The organism is Streptomyces sp. NPDC090021 (assembly GCF_044748225.1).
Lineage (GTDB): Bacteria > Actinomycetota > Actinomycetes > Streptomycetales > Streptomycetaceae > Streptomyces.
The window spans coordinates 36206-59268 of sequence record NZ_JBIVFO010000029.1 but is presented as its reverse complement, the minus strand read 5'-3'; the positions used below and the strand labels follow the sequence as shown (position 1 = coordinate 59268).

Annotated in this window: 14 protein-coding genes and 2 pseudogenes; 4 read left to right on the top strand and 12 right to left on the bottom strand. The window is 70.3% G+C overall.

Annotated elements, in window-relative coordinates; all coding sequences use genetic code 11:
* The first annotated feature begins 207 nt into the window (after positions 1 to 207).
* On the top strand, positions 208 to 2970 hold the full coding sequence (locus tag ACIPXC_RS23125) for a TOTE conflict system archaeo-eukaryotic primase domain-containing protein (protein ID WP_401621306.1): 2763 nt from the start codon (positions 208 to 210) through the stop codon (positions 2968 to 2970).
* 83 nt (positions 2971 to 3053) lie between these two features.
* On the opposite strand, the gene ACIPXC_RS23120 is transcribed toward ACIPXC_RS23125, so the two are convergent.
* A complete protein-coding gene (locus ACIPXC_RS23120; RefSeq protein WP_401621417.1) occupies positions 3054 to 3602 on the bottom strand; it encodes a Uma2 family endonuclease in 549 nt (182 codons plus the stop codon).
* A 232-nt stretch (positions 3603 to 3834) separates the two neighbouring features.
* Between ACIPXC_RS23120 and ACIPXC_RS23115 the strand changes: the two are divergent.
* Positions 3835 to 3945: pseudogene (locus ACIPXC_RS23115) on the top strand (IS630 family transposase); the annotation flags it as partial.
* Positions 3946 to 4593: 648 nt separating this feature from the next.
* Entirely contained in the window at positions 4594 to 5739 is a 1146-nt protein-coding gene (locus tag ACIPXC_RS23110) for a serine hydrolase domain-containing protein (RefSeq protein ID WP_401621303.1), read from the top strand.
* A gap of 236 nt (positions 5740 to 5975) precedes the next feature.
* Here ACIPXC_RS23110 and ACIPXC_RS23105 read toward each other — a convergent pair.
* Positions 5976 to 6113 (bottom strand): annotated as a pseudogene (locus tag ACIPXC_RS23105) (undecaprenyl-diphosphatase); the annotation flags it as partial.
* 689 nt (positions 6114 to 6802) lie between these two features.
* On the opposite strand from ACIPXC_RS23105, the gene ACIPXC_RS23100 reads away from it, so the two are divergent.
* The gene (locus ACIPXC_RS23100) at positions 6803 to 8386 is read left to right on the top strand and encodes an ATP-binding protein (RefSeq protein ID WP_401621300.1); all 1584 of its coding nucleotides are present in this window, start codon (positions 6803 to 6805) and stop codon (positions 8384 to 8386) included.
* Positions 8387 to 8664: 278 nt separating this feature from the next.
* Here the strand turns inward: ACIPXC_RS23100 and ACIPXC_RS23095 are convergent, their stop codons facing one another.
* The 10 genes from ACIPXC_RS23095 to ACIPXC_RS23050 form a co-directional block, all read right to left on the bottom strand.
* On the bottom strand, positions 8665 to 10344 hold the full coding sequence (locus ACIPXC_RS23095) for an FAD-dependent monooxygenase (RefSeq protein ID WP_401621297.1): 1680 nt from the start codon (positions 10342 to 10344) through the stop codon (positions 8665 to 8667).
* A 72-nt stretch (positions 10345 to 10416) separates the two neighbouring features.
* Complete coding sequence (locus tag ACIPXC_RS23090) at positions 10417 to 11265, bottom strand: SAM-dependent methyltransferase (protein ID WP_401621294.1); 849 nt, start codon at positions 11263 to 11265, stop codon at positions 10417 to 10419.
* Between the two features lie 95 nt (positions 11266 to 11360).
* Complete coding sequence (locus tag ACIPXC_RS23085; RefSeq protein WP_401621292.1) at positions 11361 to 11987, bottom strand: dTDP-4-dehydrorhamnose 3,5-epimerase family protein; 627 nt, start codon at positions 11985 to 11987, stop codon at positions 11361 to 11363.
* A gap of 79 nt (positions 11988 to 12066) precedes the next feature.
* On the bottom strand, positions 12067 to 13176 hold the full coding sequence (locus ACIPXC_RS23080; protein WP_401621290.1) for a DegT/DnrJ/EryC1/StrS family aminotransferase: 1110 nt from the start codon (positions 13174 to 13176) through the stop codon (positions 12067 to 12069).
* A gap of 50 nt (positions 13177 to 13226) precedes the next feature.
* Positions 13227 to 14225, bottom strand: a complete 999-nt coding sequence (locus tag ACIPXC_RS23075; RefSeq protein WP_401621288.1) for an NAD-dependent epimerase/dehydratase family protein — start codon at positions 14223 to 14225, stop codon at positions 13227 to 13229.
* 1 nt (position 14226) lies between these two features.
* Complete coding sequence (locus ACIPXC_RS23070) at positions 14227 to 15717, bottom strand: NDP-hexose 2,3-dehydratase family protein (RefSeq protein ID WP_401621285.1); 1491 nt, start codon at positions 15715 to 15717, stop codon at positions 14227 to 14229.
* Positions 15718 to 15807: 90 nt separating this feature from the next.
* Complete coding sequence (locus tag ACIPXC_RS23065) at positions 15808 to 16671, bottom strand: methyltransferase domain-containing protein (protein WP_401621282.1); 864 nt, start codon at positions 16669 to 16671, stop codon at positions 15808 to 15810.
* Positions 16672 to 16723: 52 nt separating this feature from the next.
* Entirely contained in the window at positions 16724 to 17992 is a 1269-nt protein-coding gene (locus ACIPXC_RS23060; RefSeq protein WP_401621279.1) for a cytochrome P450, read from the bottom strand.
* A gap of 108 nt (positions 17993 to 18100) precedes the next feature.
* Complete coding sequence (locus tag ACIPXC_RS23055) at positions 18101 to 21388, bottom strand: ferritin-like domain-containing protein (protein ID WP_401621277.1); 3288 nt, start codon at positions 21386 to 21388, stop codon at positions 18101 to 18103.
* The gene (locus tag ACIPXC_RS23050) at positions 21385 to 22899 is read right to left on the bottom strand and encodes a flavin monoamine oxidase family protein (protein WP_401621274.1); all 1515 of its coding nucleotides are present in this window, start codon (positions 22897 to 22899) and stop codon (positions 21385 to 21387) included. The genes ACIPXC_RS23055 and ACIPXC_RS23050 overlap by 4 nt, the downstream gene beginning before the upstream one ends.
* Positions 22900 to 23063 lie beyond the last annotated feature (164 nt).

Below are 23063 nucleotides of genomic sequence, written 5' to 3'. Positions count from 1 at the left end.
CGCGCCCGGAACCGGCATCCGCACCCGGGACGCGGATGCCACCGCGTCCCGGCCGGCCGCGCATCGCCACCTGCCGGTACCTCGCGGCCGCGCAAGCCCGGGCGGCCGGCGGACCGGCGCCGGACGGGTAGGCCATCGGCTCGATCACCCCGTGGGAATCTACGCGAAAACGACCTCTCCACGGGCGCGAATCCGGATCATGGAGGGGTGGAGGACTGGTACGACTGTAACGACCTGGCCGAACTGCGCATCCGCCTCGATGTGGCGCTCGAAGAGAACGCCGAACTACGCGCGGAGCTTGCCGAGGTGCGAGCTGAGAATCGGCGTCTGCGCACCCGGCTGGGAGTTCCCGCACCCGACGCGCCACGGGCGCCGGCTCCGGTCCCCGAGTCTCCCCCACGGGTCATCACGGAAGGCAGCCACGGGCTGCCGTACGCGGACGCGTCCTCCGGGACGGAGGCGAAGATCGCCCTGTTCCGGGCGCTGTTCGCCGGCCGCGAGGACGTCTACGCCACCCGGTGGGTGAGCGCGAAGTCGGGCCGGACGGGTTGGAGCCCCGCCGAGGACAACCCGTTCGCCAAGAACAAGGCCGATGCCGAGCGGGTGTTCTGGCCGCTGACGGACCGGGCCGTCTACAACCACCTCTCCCGCCCCGAGCCCGGCGCCCGGGAGACCCACCTGGGGATGTACCCGCTGCTGGCTGATGACACCTGCCGGCTTCTGGCGGTCGACTTCGACGGCAAGGACGGCAAGGACGGCAAGGACGGCAAGGACGGCAAGGACTGGCGCGGCGATGCGGCCGCCTACGCCTCCGCCTGTCACGACGTCGGTGTCCCCGCCCTGGTGGAGGTCTCCCGCTCCGGGGCGGGCGGGCACGTGTGGACCTTCTTCACTGATCCCGTCGCCGCGGTCACCGCCCGCACGCTGGGGATGGCGCTGCTGCGCCGGGCGATCGACGTCCGCGGGCAGATGACCTTGTCCAGCTACGACCGGCTCTTCCCCGCCCAGGACCTGCTGCCGACGAACGCCAAGGGCAACGCCCGGTTCGGCAACCTGATCGCGCTCCCGCTGCAGGGGGCCTCCCGCCTCAAGGGCACCACGGTGTTCTGCGACCCGCACACCTGGGAGCCGTACCCCGACCAGTTCGCGCACCTGTCCCAGGCCGAGCGGCTCTCCCCGGCTCAGGTCGAGGCGCTCGTCGACAAGCTCGGCGAGGTCAAGGCGGGCCCGTCGGCGACCGCGCCGGTCCTGCCGCCCAAGCCCCGGCGGCGCGCGCTGGGCAAGGCCCCCGAGGTCGTCGAGGCGCGCTTGTCGGCGATGCTTGCGATCTCCGCCAAGGGCCTGCCGGCCGCCTTGCTTGCCGCGCTCAAGCACACGGCGTCGTTCCACAACCCGGAGTTCTACCGACGCCAGAGCCAGCGGTACTCCACCTGGGATACCCCACGCCTGGTCTGCTCCTTCGACGCCACCGACCCGGACTGGCTGAAGCTGCCGCGCGGCCTGGCGGATGAGGCCGCCCAGCTCATTGCCGCCGCCGGCGGCACGCTCACGATCACCAGCGAGCTCCCAGATGTCGCGCCGATCAGCGCTCGCTTCACCGGTCAACTGACCACGGTGCAGCGCCAGGCGGTCGACGCGTTCAAGGACCACACCAGCGGGGTGCTCGTGGCGCCACCGGGCTCGGGCAAGACCGTGATGGCCTGCGCGATGATCGCCCACCACAAGACGCCCACCGCGATCATCGCTCACCGCTCCGAGCTGCTGTCCCAGTGGCAGGACCGTCTGGCCACGTTCCTCGATCTCGGCGAGGGCCGCGTCGGTTCCTTGGGCGCGGGCAAGGACCGCCGCAGCCACGTGGTCGACCTGATCATGCTGCGGACACTCAGCCACCGCGACGCCCCCGACGGCCTGCTGGACGGCTACGGCCTGGTGGTCGTCGACGAGTGCCACGCCGTGGGCGCCCAGGGGGCCGAGGCCGCGATCCGCAAAGCCCGCGCCCCTCGATGGATCGGCCTGTCGGCCACCCCCTACCGGGCGGACCAGATGGATCCGCTGATCACCATGCAGTGCGGACCCATCCGACACGAGATCGCCGACGCCAGCGCCTTCGCCAAGCACCTCATCGTCCACCCCACCTCGTTCACCACCGACGAGCCGGGCAACGACGGCGCCTCCTTCCAGGCGATCTACAGCGAACTCGCCGCGAACTGCGACCGCAACACCCAGATCGCCGCCGACATCGCCGACGCCTCTCGGCGCGGACGGTGCAGCCTGGCCCTGAGTAACCGAGTCGAACACCTCCACCAACTCGCCACGTCCCTCGCCGCGCACGGCATCGAACCGCTGCTCCTGCACGGCGGCATGCCGCCGGCCGAGCGAGCCCGGGTCCGCACCCGCCTGGCCGATGAAACGACTACCCCGCCGGTGCTGCTGGCCATCGACAAGCTGGCCGGCGAAGGATTCGACGCCCCCAGGCTCGACACCCTGTTCCTCACCAGCCCGATCTCCTTCAAGGGACGGGTGATTCAGCAGGTCGGCCGGATCATGCGCAACACCGAGATGAAGAAGTCCCACGTCGAGGCCCACGACTACCTCGACGCGGACGTGCCCTGGCTGGAACGCATGCACCACAAGCGTCGCCGCATCCTCGAACGCCGCGGATTCACCGCCACCACCCCCGAGACCCTGCCCCAGCCGCCCGCCCAGCCCGTTGTCCCCGCGCGCCACCGACCGGAGCCCTCACAATCCGCGCCGACACCGCCGGTGGCCGAGGTGCGGCGGTGGGCCAAGGGCCAGGGGATGGACGTGCCACCGCGAGGCCGACTCCGCAGCGACATCTGGGACGCCTGGCACGAGGCCCATCCCGACATCGTCTGGCCCGCCTCGACCGCGTCGACTTCGCCCGCGCCGCCCGCCTCGACCCGCCCGCCGACAATCTGGTCGGCGACGTCACCGGCCGGTACGAGCTGAGTGAACCGTTTTCGCCCTCGGGGGCGTGAGGCGGCTCACTCTTCCAGCTCGTGAAACCGTGCCCCGGCGTCCGGGAGAGGCGGTCAGGGCACGAGGCTGTCGAGGTCGATGTCGAGGGGGACGGGGACGGAGACCTTCAACCGGTTGCGGTGGATGCCGGTGGCCACGTAGCTGCTGGTCATGACGTCGAGTTCGTAGGTGTGGACGGTGGGGGCGCCGGCCTCGTCCTCGACGCGCCAGAAGTGGGGGATCCTGGCCTGTGCGTACTTGAAGGGCTTCAGGGACCGGTCGCGGTCCGCCGACTCCTCCGAGACGACCTCGATGACCAGGGCGACGTCCTCGGGCGCGTACCAAGTCCGGTCGGGGTCGTACGGGGCGGTCGTGATCAGGATGTCCGGCTCGGGGCGGCTCTTCTTGTCGAGCCGGACGGTCATCTCACGCTCGGCGTCGAACCCGACGGGGGCGGCCTGGCGCAGGGCGAAGGTCAGGTTCTCCACCAGCCGGGCGTGCCAGGACCGCTGCGGCGACATCATGAAGATCAGGGCTCCGTCGATGAGTTCGGTGTGCCGCGGTGCCTGGGCGAGGCCGTCGAGGTCATCGGCTTCCCAGCCGCTGATCCTGGGCGGGATCATCCAGTCGGGGAGTTCGGCGGTCACGGCTTCCTCCAGGCGCCTCGAAGAGGTCAGGGGCCCTCATCCCGGATCGCGGACACGGGCGCAACGCTGGTGTCAGCATAGTCGAGCGACCGGACCTCTCACTCGGCCCGTGTGGGCCCGACGCGCAGGACACCGATGATCATCTCGGTGTGGATCCGGACGACGTGGTCCATGGACGAGCCGCTTCGGCGGAGTGGTGCACGTCGGCTGGCTCAACCTTGTCGAGCGCTGGTTCGCCGAGCTGAGCTGCCGCAAGCTCCGCCGCCCGGGCTACCGCAGCGTCGTCGACCTCGAACGCGACATCCGCGGCTGGATCAACGGGAGGACGAGGGTTCTGGGGCGCTCAAGGAAGCGCTCGCCAGCAAGGATTACGCGGCATACAGGGATTCCCGGCTTGAGCAGTTGATCCGGAGTCGCGCAAGCAGCCTTGCTGTCCCGGAGACGCCGGAAAGCAAGAGTCGTCTGGAGGACATCCTCCAAGGCGCAGAACAGCTATCGCTGAGCACAACTGAACGTGATTGCGTGATGTCGGAGCCGTTCGCCTGACGGCGGCTGGTCTGCTCCGGTAGCCCTGGACTGTGAGATACGCGCGGCGCCAGCCGTGTCCAAGGGGCTGCTGGCGCGTCTCAGCCTCGACTGACAGTGTTCCCGACGAAGATCACGGGACCGGCCGGGGCCTCCTGTCGCCGCAGCCATGGGCTGTGCACGGTGATCGACTCCCTGCAACGAGACCGGCGGTAGTCCGGACCGGTTCGGAGCCGCGCCCACGTGCGTGTGCACAACCGCCATGACCGGCCCCGGTGGCTGAAGATCTCCGGCCACCTCGGGCAGCCCTGGGCGATCCCCTCAGCCCTGTTCTATAGTCCGGCCGGGCCACAGCCCGATGCTGGGGCCGGGGGCACGAGTACTCAGGGGAACGGGGACTGATGTGCGTACACCGTTAGGAATCAAGTTGACGCTGGTGGCGATGGGCCTTGCCGTGTCGGTGAGCGCGACCGTCGTGCCGGCGGCCACCGCCGCTCCGCCTGCGGGCTCGGCAACGCACCACGCGACCCAGACCGCGATCGACACCCTCAAGACCTCCCACGGCGCACCCGGTGCCGGAGCCGTGGTCCGCGACGGTGACGACATGTGGAGCGTGTCCAGCGGCACCCGGGCGATCAATCAGAACCTGCCGTTCGGCGCGGACCACAAGGTGAAGGTCGGCAGCCTGACCAAGACGTTCACCGCCGCCGTTGTCATGCAGCTGGTCGCCGAGCAGAAGGTCGATCTGAACGCCTCCGTCGAGACGTACCTGCCGGGCGTCGTGCAGGGCAACGGCTACGACGGGAACTCGATCAACGTCCGCCAGTTGCTCAACCACACCAGCGGCATCTACGACTACCTCGAAGCGAAGCAAGCCAACCTTCTGGACTTCCTGATCGTCCAGCAGAACAGGACACACACGCTGGCCGAGCTGGCTTCCTGGGGGCTCTCGAAGCCACCGTACTTCGCCCCGGGAGCGGGCTATCACTACTCCGGCACCAACTACATGCTGCTCGGCATGATCATCGAAAAGGCCACCGGCACCACATACGGCCAAGCGGTCAATTCCCGGATCGTCACCCCGCTCGGCCTGACCAACACCTACCTTCCCACGCCGGGGGATCCGACCCTGCCCCCGGGGCACGTGCGCGGGCACCTCGACCTGGGATTCTTCTCGATCGACGTCACCGATCGCGTGGAGCCGAGCATCGGCCTCTCCGGCGGCGGTCTGGTCACCAGCGGGGCCGACGCCACCCGGTTCTTCCAGGCCCTCATGGCCGGCGAGGTGGTCCCCTCCGCGCAACTCACCGAGATGCTCACCCCCACCAACGCCCCGGGCAGCACCGCCCCGAACTACGGCCTCGGCGTGGACAGGTTCACCCTCCCGTGCGGTGGTGAGGCCTGGGGGCACTACGGCATCTGGCCGGGCTACCAGACCATCGCGGCGGCCACGGCCGACGGCCGGGCGGCCTTCGTCGAGGTCAACAATCTCGGCGTGAACGACATCGACGCCATGGCCGGCAGCGGCAGCGGCGGCGGCGTCAACCGGAGCGCCACCTTGGTGGCCGCGCTCTGCGACAAGAGCTGACCGGGCGGAGCCCCGGCTCCGCGGCGGATCCCGTCCGCGGCGGCCCGATCTCGAGCGCCGCCCCTTGCCCCCCACTTTCATGACGTGGGGGGGGCAAGGGGCGGGTTGAGGTTGATCCCCCGGAGCGGACACCGGGTTTCATACGACGAGTGACAGCGTACGTGACGTGATCAGTTGCTGTTCGAACTCGGCTGGTGTGAGGTAGCCGAGCGCCGCGCTACCTGTGCGGCCCTGGATCAGCTGCCCGATTCACCCGCGTGCGGGCTCAGCACGTCCGTGCCGATCAGTACGAACAGCAGGATGCCCAGCAGGATCCGGTAGATCACGAACGGCATGAAGCTCTTGGTGGTGATGAACTTCATGAACGAAACTATGTCGACGTGTACTGAGCGGCTTTGACCTGCTGTTTTCCGCCACTCTTCAAGATCGAATAGTAGGGCAGTGGGGGATGGTGCCTTCCAGTGCTCTCTCTCGCTGGCCGCGAAACGCAGCCACCTGCTTTGCAGCGAATCGGCAATCTCCTGCTCCATGGCCAGGGCAACGTGCGAGTAGAGACCTTCCGCGCCGGCGACCTCGCGGCCCATGCGGGTCTCCACGGCGATGCGACTGTGTCGATCTTCGTCCAGCCATTCCTTGCCGCCGTGGCGAAGCAGGTACAGCCGCTTGCGGGCGTTCGTGGTCGCGGGGAACCGGCCCCTGACCCGCGGCCAAACTGTCCAACAGGACACTGGCCGCAGTGCGCGCCCCGGTCGCTCACTAGCCCGGATGAGATTTTCGGCAAGGGCAGGATGAATGAGGCCGACTGGGACGACAACGGTGCCCCGGATGAGCTGATCGGCCCGTGAAGAGCTGTGCCGCGGTGACCTGCATGCCCTGGCGGTCGCCGGAGGCGCTCCAGCGGTCACTGCACCCCAGCGGGCGCCGGCCGCGTTTCTGCGTCTGCCCGCCGGGCGATCTCCGCACCGGAGCACCGCTGCTCTTCGTGCCCGTACGGGGTGGTGTAGCCGATGGTCGGGTGCACGGTCGCCTCAGGTTGTCGGTGCCGTCGGCTAGCGTGCGAGGTATGCGCTACTTCAATACGGCCGGGCCGTGCGTCCCCACGCGTCACTACATGGTGCCGGCCCAGGAGCGGCTGCCCAGGGCCCGCGGGTACATCGAGCAGGGCCAGTACTTCGTGGTGCACGCGCCACGGCAGACCGGGAAGACGACGGTGCTGGCGGCGATGTCCCGGGAACTGACAGCCTCGGGCCGGTACGCGGCGCTGCACTTCTCGTGCGAGAGCGCGGAGGTGGCCGGGGAGGACTACGGCCAGGCCGAGCTGCTGGTGCTGGAGGCGATTCGGCGGTCCGCGGAGTCCGCTGGGCTTCCTGCTGAGCTCGCGCCCCCCGCCTCCTGGCCCGACGCGGTGCCCGGGTCCCGGCTCACGCGGGGGCTGACTGAGTGGGTGCGGAACTGTCCGCGTCCGCTGGTGCTGTTCTTCGACGAGATCGACGCGCTGCGGGGGGAGAGCCTGCGCAGTGTGCTGCGCCAGTTGCGCGATGGCTTCACTGTCAGCCGTGGCGGCTTCCCGCATGCGGTGGTGCTGTGCGGGCTGCGGGATGTGCGTGACTACAAGGCGGCCTCGGGCGGGGATCCGGGGCGCCTTGGTACGTCGAGTCCGTTCAACATCAAGGTGGCGTCGCTGCGGTTGGGCGACTTCACCGAGGCCGAGGTCGCCGAGCTGTACGGGCAGCACACCACGGAGACGGGCCAGGATTTCACGGTGGATGCGCTGGAGCGTGCCTTCAGCTTTACCCAGGGACAGCCGTGGCTGGTCAACGCGCTGGCCCGGGAGGTCGTCGAGGAGATGGGGGTGCCGTCGGACAGGCCGATCACGGCCGAGCACATGGAGGAGGCGAAGGAGCGGCTGATCCTGGCGCGTGCGACGCATCTGGACTCGCTGGCCGCCAGGTTGGGCGAGGACCGGGTGCGGCGGGTGATCCAGCCGCTGATCGCGGGCGAGCTGCTCCTGCCGACGGACACGTACGACGACGATCTGGCGTACGTGCGCGACCTGGGGCTGGTCGCTCCGGACGCGCCGGTGCGGGTGGCCAATCCGATCTACCAGGAGGTCATTGTCCGGGTCCTGGGAAACAATACGGAGGGCCAGGTCGTCGCCGTCCCGAGCAGCTTCCGGCTGCCGGACGGCCGGATCGACATGGACAAGCTGCTGTGCTCCTTCGCCGAGTTCTGGCGGGAGAACGGCGAGATCCTGGCCACCGCTTCGACCTACCCGGAGGCCGCAGCACAGCTGGTGATGATGGCCTACCTGCACCGGATCGTGAACGGGGCGGGTTTCATCGACCGGGAGTACGGGGTCGGCCGGCGGCGCGTGGACCTGCTGATTCGCCAGCCGTACACCACTGCCGACGGTTCGCGGGCGGTGCAGCGCGAGGCGCTGGAGCTGAAGGTGTGGCGCCAGGGCCGCACCGACCCCCTCGCCGAGGGGCTGGCGCAGTTGGACGACTACCTGGACCGCATGGAGCTGTCCACGGGCACCCTCGTCGTCTTCGACACCCGCCCGCAGGCAGCCCCGGTCCACGAGCGCACCGCCTTCTCGCAGCAGACCACGCCCTCCGGGCGCACCGTCACCCTGCTGCGCGCCTGACGGCCGGGAGACCGCAGCCAGGAGCGCCCCCGGATCTTCCCTCCCGTGGCCGTGTTCCCGGAGCAGCACGGGTTCGGTGCGGGAGCTGGAGGGGCTCGCCAGCCAGGAATCGCGGCAGATCGGTGCTGACACACGTCAGCACCGTGCCAGCACATGAAGCCCTGGGGGCGGGCCGCGGCACGTTCTTCGACAAGGGCGCCGACGGCACCTTCGGTCCCGTGGAGGACATCAAGATCGATGTTCCGACACCCCCGAGCAGTGGGACGCCCCGGGCCGCATCAGCGCCTCAGGTCGCCTCGCCTCCGGTGCCCAGAAGGCCATGGCAGCCGGGGCCGCCCTCTTACCGTGTCGACCAGTTCCGCCGGGTCCTCGGGCAGATTGTCGCCGCGCCACGCCACATGGCCGTCCGGGCGGACCAGCACGAAGGAGCGTTCGTAGAGCTTGGACACCTCGCCCTCACGCCCCCTGTGTGTGGTCAGCGGCACGCCCCGCTCGACGAACGCATTCTCGAATCGCGGGAGCGCGGCGTGCTCGGCGAAGCACAGCAGCACGAATCCGGGCCCGAACAGGTCGAGGGTCGAGCGGGTGTCGTCCCACCACGCGTGCGCGGCGCGGTATCCCGGCTCGCTGCCGGGGCGCCAGGCGGCGTCCGGCTTGCCGTGGCGCACCGGCAGTCCGGGGTCCTCGACGATGACGGGGGAGTGGTAGCGCAGCCCGAAGTGGATCTCCGGTGCGTCGAACTCCCGCTGCACGCCACTTTGTTGCATGCGCTCCGACATCACCGTACGGGCGCGCTCGCCCTCGGGCCCGTCGAGGTGGATCTCGGGCGGCACCTGCCTGCGCATGGTGCGCTGGAGATTGAGGTGGGCCTCGTTCAGGCTTTCCACGGCGATGGGCCTGCGCTCGGTCTCGTACGTGTCGAGGAGTTGGCTCCCGGCCCAGCCGTTCAGCGTGGCGGCGAGCTTCCAGCCCAGGTCGGCGACGTCGGCTATGCCGGTGTTGAGCCCGAAACCGCCGGAGGGCGACAGCGTGTGCGCCGCGTCGCCGGCGAGGAAGACACGGCCCGACCGGTACCGGTCGGCGACGCGGTGGGTGAGGTGCCACTCCCCGTCTCCCAGCAGTTCCACCGGCGTGTCGAACGCGAGGGCGTCGTTGATCAGTGACAGCGCGTCGATGCGGGGCGCCGTCTCGTCCTCCACCCCCACGACCAGGTTGTACAGGTCGCTGCCGTTCAGTGAACGCATGGGGAAGCGCAGTGTGGACGACCGCATGAGGAAGTAGACGAGCGCGGCGCGGTCGCCGAGCCGGTCCTTGAGCGCGGGGGCGCGGAAGAGGATGTTGCGGAAGACCTGCGGGCGATGGCGCGCGGGGGCGTCGATGCCGCAGGACCGCCGGATGGGGGAGGCCGCGCCGTCGCAGGCGACCAGGTACCGGGCCCGTACGGAACCAGTCGTTCCGGTGGTGTGGTCGGTGAGGGTGGCATCGACGTGCTCGGCGTGCTGACGCACGTCGTCGACGGTCGTACGCAGCCGCAGCGGGCCGTCCGGGTGTATGCCGACGGCCCGCGTCAGCACCGGGTTCAGCCAGTGGGCCGGGCACATCTGGTCGGGTTCGGGGGTGTGCGCGAAGGCGGGACGCTCCTTCGTCGTACCACGGCGGTAGCGGTGGACCTCGTGGCCGCCGACCTTGGTGACCCAGGCGATGTCCAGAGGGTGATCGGCCGGCCAGCCGGTGTCGCGGATCGCGTCCGCGACACCCCAGCGGCGGAACAGTTCCATCGAGCGCGGACCGATGGTGCTTACTTTGGGGTGGCGAACCGTGCCGTCGCCGGCGTCGATGACCATGCAGTCGATCCCGCGGTACGTCAGGTCCAGCGCGAGCGCCATCCCGACCGGGCCGCCACCCGCGATCAGCACGTCAGTGCGCTCCAGATCGGTCCGCTCACCGGAACGTGTCATGTCGCTCTCGCCTTTCGTTTCTGGGGCTGGTCTGGGGGGATCTCGGTGGGACGACGCGGCACGGTCAGCGGTTCACAGGCGTTCTGCGATGACCAGCAGGCAGCCGAAGTCGTCGACACCCGCCAGGTCGGAGGGCTGGAAGGCGTCGTCGGAGAAGGCGAAGTTGCCCTCGTTCATGGCCGCGGGGCGGTCCTCCGCGGTGGCGAGCTTCCCCAGTTCCTCGGCGAGACGCAGCGTGGTCTGCTCCGTGATGTCGAGGATGCCGCGCAGCCGCAGTCCGCTGCGGTGGAGCAGCGCGACGTAGTCGTCGACGTCCGCCGTCGTGGACATCAGGTCGCGGCAGAACTTGTCGATGCCCGGGTGACGGACCTCCTTGCGCGGGTGGCGCTCGAACACGTCGGTCAGGACGAGGCGGCCGCCCGGGGCGAGCACCCGGGCTGCGTCGGTGAGCACCTGCTGCCGGTCCGGCATGTGACAGATCGACTCCAGCGCCATCACGGCGTCGAACGACGCGTCCGCGAAGGGAAGCTTCATCGCGTCGCCGTGCTGGAACGAGGCCCGGTCGGCGAGCCCGGCCTCGGCCGCCAGCCGGTTGGCGGTCTTCACCTGCTCCTCGCTGATGCTGATGCCGGTGACCCGGGCTCCGGTGTGCGAGACGAGCCGCAGGCCGGGACCACCCACCCCGCAGCCCAAGTCGAGGACGTGGGACGAACCGTCGACCTTCAGCCAGTCGATGAACACGTCGGTGAGCCGGTCCATCGCCTCCTCGATCGTGGCCTCGGAGTCCGGTGTGTCCCAGTAGCCGATGTGCACGTTGGTGTTGAAGCTGCCGTCGCGCATCGCGCTCAGCGTCAGCCGGTCGTACAGCTCGCCCACGGCTCCGGGCACGGGAAGGGTCTGGGCGGTCTTGGTCTCGGTCATGGCATGGCCTTTCGTTCTGAGGTGTGAGAGGCGCGAGAGGTGTGAACAGGTGATGTGGGCAGGTGGTTCAGGGGCCCTGGGGAAGGTCGTACGGGTCAGGAGTCGCCCACCGTCGCGGTGTTCGGCAGGCGTCGGCGTTCGATCTCCTGGCACCGTTCGTAGTCGGGCAGCAGGCCCTGCTTCTGCGCCTCGGCGAGGGTGGGCGCCGCGCGGTCCCGGTCGGAGAGGACGAGTTCGGTGTCCGCGGGCAGGGGCAGTCCCAGGGCCGGATCCAGGACGGACAGCGAGAGTTCGTGCAGCGCCACGTAGCTCTCGGAGAGCATGTACGACATGACGGTGTCGTCCTCCAGTGCCACGAACGCGTGGCCCACTCCCACGGGGAAGTAGGTGGCCCGGTGATCCTGCTGGTCCATCAGCACCGAGTCCCACTGCCCGAAGGTGGGCGAGCCGACCCGGATGTCGACCACGATGTCCAGGGCCTTGCCCCGGGCGCAGTAGACGTACTTCGCCGTACCGGGAGGCGTCGCGGTGAAGTGGACCCCCCGGACCACGTCGCGCCGGGACACGCTGTGGTTGGTCTGCGCGACGCGGAAGAGCGGGGCGCCGTGCGCCGCGGTGAACGCCTCCTCCTGGAAGGGCGAGAGGAACCTGCCCCGGTCGTCGGGAAAGACGCTGGGGGTGAATTCGAGTGCCCCCTCGACAGCGAGTTTGCGGGCCTTCATGTCGTCTGCTCCGATGGCTCGATGGACTTCTCGGCGGGTTGTCCGGTGGGAGTTGGGGGCCGGCGGGGCGCCGGGGCCCTCACAGCGTGGCCAATACTTCGCGCACGGCGTCGATGACCTTGTCCTGCCGGCCGGGGGAGAGCGAGGGGTACATCGGCAGCGAGAAGATCTCACCGGCCAGCGCCTCCGTGACCGGGAGCGAGCCCGTCGCGTATCCGAGGTGGGCGAACCCGGTCATGGTGTGCACCGGCCACGGGTAGCTGATGTTCAGGTGGATGTCGTACGCCTTGAGGCGCTCGATGATGTCCCCGCGCCGGGGATGGCGCACCACGTACACGTAGTACACGTGCTCGTTGCCCGGGACGGTGCGCGGCAGTACGAGCTCGGTGTCGGCGAGGCCGTCGACGTAACGCTGCGCGACGGCGCGGCGGTCGGCGACGTAGGTGTCGAGCCGCTTGAGCTTGCGCCGCAGGATCTCGGCCTGGACCTCGTCCAGACGGCTGTTGTGAGCCGGTGTCTCCAGGGTGTAGTAGCGCTCCTCCATCCCGTAGTACCGCAGCCGTCGCAGCCGTCGCTCCACGGTCGCGTCGGAGGTGAGCGTCGCGCCGCCGTCCCCGTAGGCGCCGAGGACCTTGGTCGGGTAGAAGGAGAAGGCGGCCGCGTCGCCCGCGGCCCCCGCCGGGGTCCCGTTCTGCCGTGCCCCGTGGGCCTGCGCGCAGTCCTCCAGAACGGTCAGCCCGTGTTGGGCGGCCAGTTCCTTCAGCGGAGCCATGTCCACGCACTGCCCGTACAGGTGCACCGGCAGCAGGCACCGCGTGCGGTCCGTGATCGCGGCGGCCACCTGGTCGGTGTCCATGAGGAAGTCGTCGGCGCGGACGTCGACGAAGACGGGGGTGGCTCCGGTGGAGTCGATGGCGATCACAGTCGGCGCCGCGGTGTTCGACACGGTGATCACTTCGTCGCCGGGGCCGATGCCCAGTGCCTGGAGGCCCAGCTTTATGGCGTTCGTGCCGTTGTCGACGCCGACGCAGTGGTCCACCCCGTGGTAGGCGGCGAACTCGGCCTCGAAACCGAGCACGCTCGCGCCGAGCACGAGTTGGCCCGAGTTGAAGACCGTCTCCACTGCGTCGAGGACGTCCAGACGCTCGGCTTCGTACTCCGCCAGGTAATCCCATACGCGCGTGGTCATGTGCCAGCCTTTCGAGAACTGTGGGGTGGATGTACGGGGAGCAGGTGTGCTCACCGGCCTTCGTCCGGCCGGCGTGCCAGGGCCGCGACCGTACGGCGCACCGCCTCGGGCAGCGACAGCCGCGGGCTCCAGCCGGTGGCCGCCCGGAACGGCGAGGAGTCGATGGTCACGCTGCGGAAGTCCGTCGGGGGAGCGTGTGCGGGAGGTTCCACGGACACCACGTCCACCGGGGGGCGTCCCGTGTGGTCGGACGCGCTGCGGGCGACCAGACGAAAGACATCGCCGAGCGCGTCGCCCCGGCCCGCGCCGATCAGCCAGAAGCCGCCCACCAGGGGGTCCGGGCGGTCCAGTGCCGCCGCGAACGCCGCCGCGACGTCGTCGACGTGCACCAGGTCGCGCCGTACCGTGCCGTCGTGCCACATCGTGAGTGCCTGGTCCGCGAGGGCCCGCCGGGCCATGGCGGACACGACACCGCGATCGGTGGCTCCGGGCGCCGCGCACTCACCGAACACCATGGGCAGGCGCAGGCTGATGCCGCGCACCCGGCCGGCGGCGGTCGCCTTCAGCAGGATCTGCTCCGCCGCCAGCTTCTGCCGGTCGTACGCCGTTTCGGGGTGGTCCGGCTCGCTGCCGTCGAGCGGCTCGCGCGGTGGGACTCCCACCTGGGAGGCGGCGCCCCCGTACAGCACCAGTGGCAGGGTCCCGTCGGCGGCCGGACGCAGTACGTCGACGAGGTCGCGCATCACCCCGACGTGCAAGCGTTCAGCGCCCGGGTCGCTCTCGGCGGCCCGCCACCCGCCGTCCGCCAGGAGCAGGGACACCACGGCGTCCGAGCCGGCGACCGCTTCGGCGAGGGCGGCCCGGTCGGTGAGGTCGGCGGTGACGACGGTCGTCTCCGCGTCGCCCGCCACGGGGGTGACCGGCCTGCGCGACACGGTCCGCAGGCGGATCGGACGGCTCGACAGCGCGCGGACGACGGCGGAACCCACGAAGCCCGAGGCGCCGAGCACGGTGACCAGCGGTCGGTGGGTCTGTGGTGTGCGTGTCATGTCACATCTCTTCTTGGGACCGGGGGCGTGCTGCCACGGCATGGAGGCAGGCCAGGAGCGTGCGGGCCTCCACGTTCAGGTAGTGGCCGTGCCGGGTGAGTGCGGTGAGCTGACCCGGGGTGGCCCAGGTGTAGCCGGGCGGTGGCGGCAGCGGGGCCGCGGACTCGTCGGCGTCGACCAGGAGGTAGCGGCTCCTGGCGTTCAGGAAGCGTCCGCCCTCCTCGCCGTGCACCGCCTGGTAGCGGATGCGCGAGGCGGCCGCACCCAGGACGACGTCGAGGAAGGGCGGATGGTCCGCCGCCGGCAGGTGGGAGTGGTTCTCCACCGTGCACTGCACGGTCGGACCCAGCTCGACCGTGTCCAGCAGGCCGCCTTCGGCCCTGGCCTGCACCAGTACGTGCGGCACCCCGTCGAACTCGCGCACGAGGAACGCCGAGACTCCCAGGCCGATGGGCTCGATCAACGGCTGGGTCCAGCGGACCACTTCACGGTTGCCGGCCTGCACGGAGACGGCGATCACCTTGAAGAAGCGGCCGTCCTCGTGCTCGATCGCCTCGGCGCCGTGCTTCCAGCCGCGCACGTCGGCGAGCGGAATCCGGCGGGCGCGCACGTCGCGGCGGGAGCGCTCGCCGGTGAACCACGACAGGAGCTGGGTGTCGGAGTGCAGCGCGCCGGGCGCGGGGTCCCGATACGGCAGACAAGCCAGCACGGTCCTGGCGTCCATGTTGACCAGGTCGTCCTCGTGCAGCAGTTCGGCGATCTGGCCGAGGGTGAGCCAGCGGAAGTCGTCCAGTACGGGGACCTCGTCGGTGGTTTCGACGACCATGTTGCGGTTGGACTTGCGGTAGAACCACGAGCCCTGTTCGGACTGGAGGACATCGACGACGACCCGGTCGGGGTCGGGTCGGCCGAAGTGCTCGATGAGCTTGACGTCCGTGCCCCGGTGGGCCTTGGTGTAGTTGCTGCGGGTGGCCTGCACGGTCGGTGAGAGCTGTATCAGATTGGGGTTGCCCGGCTCCATCTTGGCCTGCATCAGGAAGTGCAGGACCCCGTCGAACTCCTTGGCTAGGATTCCCAGGATGCCGACTTCCGGCTGGCTGATGACGGGCTGCTGCCACTCCCGGCGGGGTCCGTCGCCGAAGGGTCCGTCGCGCTCCACGACGTGCAGGCCCTCGACGGTGAAGAACCGCCCACTGCGGTGCGCGAGATTGCCGGAGCCCGGTTCGAACCGCCAGTCGCCCAGCTCCGCGAACGGTATGCGTCGTACGTGGAAGGCGTGAGCCCGGTGGCGCTCGACCAGCCAGGTGTGGACGTCCTCGGTGCGCAGGTGCGCCCCCCGGGGCGTCGCGGCCGACAGGGCGAGACGTTCGACCAGTTCGTGATCCTCGCGTGGGCGCACGGCAACGGGGCCGGGGGCTGCCAGGGACGCGGAGCCGGGAGCGCCGGGCACCGGTGCGGAGACGGCGAGAGGGGGGACGGGGCTGGACGACATCGGAGAACTCCCTGTCTGCGGGGGATCGGAACGAGCCGGTGCCCGCCGGGTTTCGTCACGCAGGTCCGGACGAAACCGGCCGGCTTCGGGTCAGGACCGCTGCGCGGTGATCAGGAGGTAGCCGGCGTGCGGGTGCCTGCCGAAGGCCTCCATCAGGTCGGCCGCCTCGGTGATCTGCTCCGCGGCGAAGCCGTCGAGGGTGGTGGCGAGTTCCCGGAAGGTCGCCGAGACGTGCCGGTAGCTGGCGCGGACCTGCTCGCCGATGTCCGTCAGTTCCAACAACTCCCAGCCCGCTTCCGCCAGGTGCGCACGGTGCTCGTCGGGCGTGTTGATGCCGGCGATCTCGTATGCTCGTACCATGCCGTCCAGCACGGACCTGTCCTCGCCGGTGAACGGCTGCCGCTGGCACAGGTCGGCGACGACGAGCCTGCCGCCGGGGCGCACCACCCGGTGGATCTCGGCCAGCGCGGCGCTCTGGTCGGGCATGTGGAGCAGCGATTCGATGGCCCAGGCCCCCTCGAAGGAACCGTCCTCGTAGGGGAGCTTCATGGCGTCGGCGAACTGGAAGTCGACCAGGCCGCGGGCCTCGGACCCGTCCGCCTCCCGGGAAGCCTGCTCCACCTGCGGGCGGCTGACGGTGATGCCGGTGACCCGTACCCTGCGCCTCTGCGCGATGCGCAGGGCCGGGAGCCCGTTGCCGCAGCCCACGTCCAGGAGCCGCTGCCCCGGCTGCGGGGCGAGACGCTCGGCGACGAGGTCGGTGAGACGGTCGGTGGCCTCGGCGATCGGCAGGTCCTGGTCGTCGTCCCAGTAGCCCACGTGGATGTTGCCGCCCAGGGCGGTGGTGGCACCGGCCTCGGAGAACAGTTCGTAGGCCTGCCCGACGGAGTCGGCGGTGGGTCCGGAGGTGGAATCGGTGGTCGCGTTGCGGGCGGGATCGGACTGCTGCGTCATGGCTGCTTCTCCTCGTACGGACTCTTCGGCGCTGCCGGCGTGCGGTGGTGGATCAGGGAAGGCCGCTCGTGCTGAGCACCAGGCGGGCCGGCCCGTGGAAGACCATGTCGTCGGCGTACTCGACGTGCTGCCGTCCGTGGTCCAGGCCGGGCAGGCGGTTCAGCAGCGCGGTGAGGCCGATCTCGGCCTCGGCGCGCGCCAGCCCCGCGCCCAGGCAGTAGTGGATGCCGAAGCCGAAGCCCAGGTGGCGGTCGGCGGGGCGGTGCAGGTCGAGGGTGCCGGGGTCGGGGAAACGCGCGGGATCCCGGTTCGCCGAACCCAGCAGTGCGATCACCCGGCTGCCGCGCGGCACCTCGTGCCCGCCCAGGTGCGTGTCCTCGTACGCCCAGCGCGTCACCGCCTGCACCGGCGGGTCGTAGCGCAGGAGTTCCTCGACCGCACCCGGCGTCAGCTCGGGATCGGCGCGGAGCTCTTCCAGGGACTGCGGGTGCGCCCGAAGTGCCAGGACCGCCTTCGCCAGGAAGTTGGTCGTGGTCTCGTGTCCGGCGGTCAGCAGATGGACGCAGGTCCCCACCAGAGCGTCCGTGCCCAGCGGTGCGCCCTCCTCCTGGGCGCGGACGAGGCGCGTGAGCAGGTCCCCGCGCGTGTCGTCGGCGCCGCCGCCGCAGCGGCCGCGGGCCTCCCGGCGGAAGTAGCGGGAGAACTCCCGGGAGGCCGCCTCGGCCCGCGCGTAGCCGCCCGCACCGCCTCGCGACCTGGTGGTGCTGGCCTCCTGGAGGGCCAGCGCGTTGGCGCGGAGCCACCCGTGGTGCTCCGCCGGAAGGCCGAGGAGCGCGGAGATGACGAGGAGGGGAAACGGTGCTGCGAAGCCCTCGACGAGGTCGGCCTCCCGGTGCTCCCTGAGCCCGTCCAGGAGTTCGTGGGCGATCTCCGAGATGCGGGGCCGCAGGCCGGCGACGACCGAGGGGGAGAACTCCGTGCCGAGCAGGGCACGCAACTCGGTGTGCCGCGGCGGGTCCAGGAACACCAGCCAGTTCTCGACGAGTGTCCGCAGGGCCTCGTACTCGGCGGGGATCGGGCCGGACGCCGCACCGGTGGCGGGGGAGGCCGCTCGTGCGTCCCGGCCGAACCGCCGGTTCGACAGCACGTGGACGGCCTCGGCATAGGTGAAGACGTAGTAGGTGTCGGGCCTGCCCTCCTGCGGCGCCCCGCGGTGTACCGGCGCGTTCTCGCGGTAGCGCCGGTACACCGGGTACGGGTGGGCGATGTCCTCCTCGGCCCAGCCCAAGAGGTCGAACCGCGGCAGCGTCGCGGATGGCATGCGGTCTCTCCTTCGGTCGGCGGACGGGCGCGGTCGCCTCGTGCCTCGGCGGTATGAGGTATGCGGTGTGCTGTGTGAGGTGTGGGTAGGTGAGGTGCCGTGGCTGCCCTACGGGCGCGGCTGCCGGAAGTGGTCGGCCCAGAACGCGCTCATCTCACCCACCCGGGCAGGCACCAGCGGGTGCTTGCCGCAGGCCGCCGCGAGATGGTCGAGGCGCAGCGCGATCATGCGTCTCGCCACGTCCGGGCGGGCGACGGGCGCGGGCTGTTCGGTCAGCTCGAAGGCCGGCCCGGCGGTCGTGCCCCGCCGCCCTGAGCCCATGGTGACCAGCAGCTCCGCCAGGGGGCGCATCATGCCGGTCATCATGTCGATGGCCGCGTTCATCAGGTCGGACCGGCGCAGGCTCTCGTCGGGGCGTTCACCGAAGTGCTGGGCCATGAGCTGCAGCGCCATGAAGTAGGAGCGGTCGAACAGCTCCATGACCGACCGGGCGTCGGGGTCGGTGACGGTCTCCGTAGCCGGATTCCCCTCCCTGAGGGTGGGGTTGCGCACGACGGGGTAGGCCGGGTTCCACCGTGCGACGCCCCGGGACCCGCCCGTGGCTGGTGGGCCGCAGAGCAGCTCGGAGATCCGCAGGAACGAGGTGTAGTGCGACTCCTCGCCGCTCCCGGGCTCGATCACCCCGCCCTCGCCCTGCTCGGTGATGACGTCGAGCGCGAACAGCGCGCTGGAGAGGTCGTCCACCTCCAACTGGTAGTCCGGGTGGTGCCGGTTGACCGACTCCCGCAGGAAGAGGTGGTGCTCACCGCCCCCCCGTCCCCGGTCCACCATGAAGAGATCCGGGACCCGCTGCAGACCCTCCCGGATGTCCGCGTACAGCTCGCTCAACGAGGCGTAGGGATGCCGGTCGTCGTACGCCGGCGGAGGTGACGGGACGTCACCCCGACGCACGTCGCGGACCAGGTCCTCCGGCCGCTCGATCAGCACGAACCGCTCGATGCTGCCGAGCCCGAGTCCTTCCAGGGCGAAGTCCAGCGGTACCGCCAGCTCCTGGTTGATCGTGCCGAAGTCGATCCGGGGCACGTGGAACGGCTCGCCCACCGCGGTGAGGATGTTGTTGACGAGGAGGAAGTGGATCATCTCCTCGCGGGCGATGCCCATGAGCAGGCCGCGTATCCCCTCGTCGGAGGTCTCGCCGCCGTCGCCGCAGGCGAGCCGCAGCTGCTCGGGCGTCCACACGCCCCGCCGTACGTACTCCGCGCCGGCCCCGTGCGTGGGCACCGAGTATGCCGCGTACAAGTACTGGAGCATGACGGCGAGTTCGATCCCGGCGGCGTCGCGCAGCACCTTGACGAGTTGCGAGCGGGTGGAGATCCTCCCGCTCCTCCTGCCGGTGGCGGGCGCCGTGACCAGGACCTCGTCCGGTGTCTGCTGGGCGCGCAGGAACTTCAGCAGGAGCTGCGACTTGGGTGCGGACAGGTCCCGGGTCGGCGGCATGTAGTAGGTCTTCGCCCGGTTGCGCGGGTCGCACATCTGCCAGATCAGCTTCGCGTACGTCTCCACCTTGCAGCGGTCCGCCAGGGCGAAGACCTCCGACTTCATGAAGGAGTACAGGTGCTCGTAGTACGCGAAGACCTCCCTGTACACCAGGTCGAAGGTCGCCTCGTCCTGGCCGAGGTCCGCGAGGTGCCAGTCGTCGGGAAGCACGCGCACCGACAGGTACCCTGCGCCGGGCCAGTAGCCGAGGGCGTCGTCGCGGTCGTAGCCGAGGGCCGCCGACCCGGGCAGCTCCGGGTCGCACGGCAGGTCACCCGCGTCGGCGGACAGCAGGACACGCGAGGTGCCCGCCGTCGCGCCCCGCATGGTGAACCAGCCGTGGCCGCTGGCGTCGGTGTCCAGCACGCCGGCGCCCGACCACGTACCGGCGGCGTCCAGCCGCCCCGCGCGGAAGCGGACGATGTCGAGGTCGGAGCTCCGCGCCTCGGGGGAGCGCGCGCAAGGATCGCGGGGAAGGGCCGCAGGATTGAAGAACTGCCGTACGCCGATCCCGGCGACGGGACCCGGACGGCCGCGCACAAAGGACCGGACGAGCACCTCGACGTCGTGGTCGGCGTCGGCCGCGTCCCGGGGGTGCTCCAGGAAGAGGCACGCGTCGTCCACCTGCAGGCTGATCTCCTTCTCGCGCAGATGCACGATCTGCCCGCCGGGGCCCGTGAGGAGCAGTGCCTCCTCGGCCGCGGCGGTCGCCGGCATCTCGCTCGGCACCGTCACCAGGCCGCCGGACAGGGCGAACTCCTCCCCGAGGTAAGCCTGCCGGGGCACCCGGGCCACCAGCCGGCCGGTGCCTGCCGTGCGCAGCTCCAGGTCGCCGACGTCGACCCGTACGTGGGCCTGTGCGGTCGCGACGGACGGGCTCCCCGGCACCGGGCCGACGGCGGGCACCGCGGTGATCATGTTGAGGGTGACGTGTTCGTCCGTCAGCTCGACGGAGAGGTTGTGCAGTGCGCCAGGGGCGTCCGCGGGCGTGCGGCGGTCCTGGACGAGGAGCCGGCCCGCCGGGTAGGTGCGCGGCTCGTGCGGGTGCCAGGGCGCGATCGTCCCGCGCAGCTGCCACCGGCCCGGCCGGTCGGGCGCTCGCGGGGCGGACAGCTGGCTGAGCGCGAACTGCACCACCAGCCCCCCCGCCTCCGCGGATTCGGTCGCGGCGCGCAGCCGCCGCACGGCCGAAGAGGCGGCCGACCCGTCGAGCCAGGCCAGTCCGTCCTCCTCGGCCACGACGAACTGGTGGACCACGGACCTGCGCAGCCGCTTCGCCATCCAGTGGTCGGCCACGTCGCGGACGTGGCCGCCGTTGTGCCACCTCGGGGGGTGGAAGCCGCGGACGCCTCCGGTGGCCATGTAGCCCACGTCGTGGGTGCGGCCCTCGCGGCCGAAGGCGAACTGCCCGACCATGAGCGTGGTGGTCCAGTCGCAGGACGGGTCGACGTCGAAGACACGGGCCCGGTTCACCGTGGTGGCGAGGTAGTCGTTGTAGTGGCCCCACATGTCGACAGCCCGTCCGACCACAGGGTCGGCGGTGTCGATCTCGCCGGCATGGCACTCGACGCCGACGATGTGCGCGTCGACGCAGAAGTGTCCGTTGCCCGCGAAGTCCTCTCCCTTGGCCGCGCTGAAGGGTCCGTCCGGTGACGGGCGGCCTTCGAGGTCGAACCTCGGGCCCAACTGTTGGAGGAAGTCGTGGTATTCACCGGGCGGCCGGTGCGCGGGGAAGGGGCGGCCGTCTTCGGTCAGCGCCGTGTTCGTCGCCAGGTCGACGAGTCCGCTCCGCGCGCCGGTGGGCAGATGAGTGGTCGCGGAGCCACGGAAGTGCAGCCGGGGCAGGTCGAATACGCTCATGCCGATCCGTTCGAGCGGCTCGGTCGGCTGGCAGCGAACACGCGGCTTTCCCGCGGCTCGTACCACTCGATCTCGTGCGCGGCTTCGATCGCCGACTCGATCGCGCCCTCGATCCACGCGGGCTTCGACGAGCAGTGCTCGCCCGCGAAGAAGAGTCCCCGTTGGGGCCGGGCCGCCTCCTGGCGCTCCGCCTCGCGCAGGGCGGCTTCCTGGTCCCATCGGACCGTGGCCGCCCCCCAGGACCATCGGTGCGACCCCCAGGCCCGGCCCGCCACTTCCAGGATCATTCCGGGACGGCGCAACTCGGGATGCATCGCGCTCAGTTCGCGGATGATGACGGCGTTGCGCTCCGCCTCGCCCAGGTGGCCCAGAGCGTCGGCGTCCGGCCCGATGGAGTAGCTCGCGAGCAGTACCGCGCCGTTCGCGGGATCACCCTCCGCCGGCGGGTAGTAGGTCTGGCGCACGTGCCCGCCGGTGAAGGAGGCGCCGCCGCTGATCCCGTCCTTCTCCCAGAAGGGCTCACGGCAGTGGAAGGCCACCTTCGTCGCCGGCCAGTACTTCGTCCGACGGACGATGTCCAGCTTGTCCTCGTCGAAGCCGGACAGCTGCATCCTTCTGAGCACCGTGAACGGGAGGGTGCACACCACGTAGTCGCACACCTTGGTGAGAATCCTGACGCCCTGGCGGATGCGCAGTACCACCGTGTCGTCCCGTACGTCGATGCCCACCACCTCTTGTCCGGTCGAGATCTTTCCCCGAATCCGGGACGCGAGGCGCCGGGGGAGTACGTCCATGCCGTCCCGCAGCCGGACGATGCTGGAACTCGTCTCGTCCAGCACGTCGTCGAGGAAGCGGTCGAGGCGCGGCGGGCAGAACGACCGCACCTGGGGTTGGTCGGCGAAGAAGGCGTGCAGGTCGACCTGGTTTCCCGAGCTGCCGCTCCGGTACGGGGTGAGGTCGATCCGGTCGACGAGATTCAGCAGTTCCATGCTTATCTCGCCGTGCAGCCCGTCGTAGAACTGCCGGGGGGCGATGGCCCTTATGCTCGCGTCCAGCCAGGCGCAGAACATCAGGGTGTTGTCGCGGAAGTCGTGGTTCGGGAGCCCGGCGGCGAACTCCTTCACGAGGGTGTCGCGTGCGTCACGCACCCTCAGATAACCGGTGGAGCTGGGCAGGTAGGCGGCGTCGTCCGAGAACAGCGTCCGGAACTCGCGCACCTGGTCCTGCAGTCCGAGCTCGTCGATGTAGCGCATCGTCAGCCGATGCGCGGCCGGTATCCGCATCGCACCGAGCTCGGCGAAGGGCCCGGGGCCGGAACCGCCCGGGAAACGATGGGTGTGAATACGGCCGCCGATATCGGGGCTTCCTTCGATGACTTCGACGCGGTGCCCGAGCCGCTCCAACTCGTATGCCGCCAAAAGACCCGAGATGCCGGCGCCGATGACGGTTACCTTCTTCGGTTCGCCGTCGGCGCCGTCCGGCCCGTCAATCTCCTGCGAGGGTGCCGTCATCAAGTCTCCTCCAGTACGCGATGTCCTAGGCCGGGAGCATGTCCTGGATGAACGCCAGCGCCCTTACCCGGTACCGGAAAGGCGATGCCGGGATTGCTTGTCGGGCCATGCTTGCCTGCGGGCAGTGGCGCCCATATCCCCCAACGGCCCCCGGCACGGGTGGC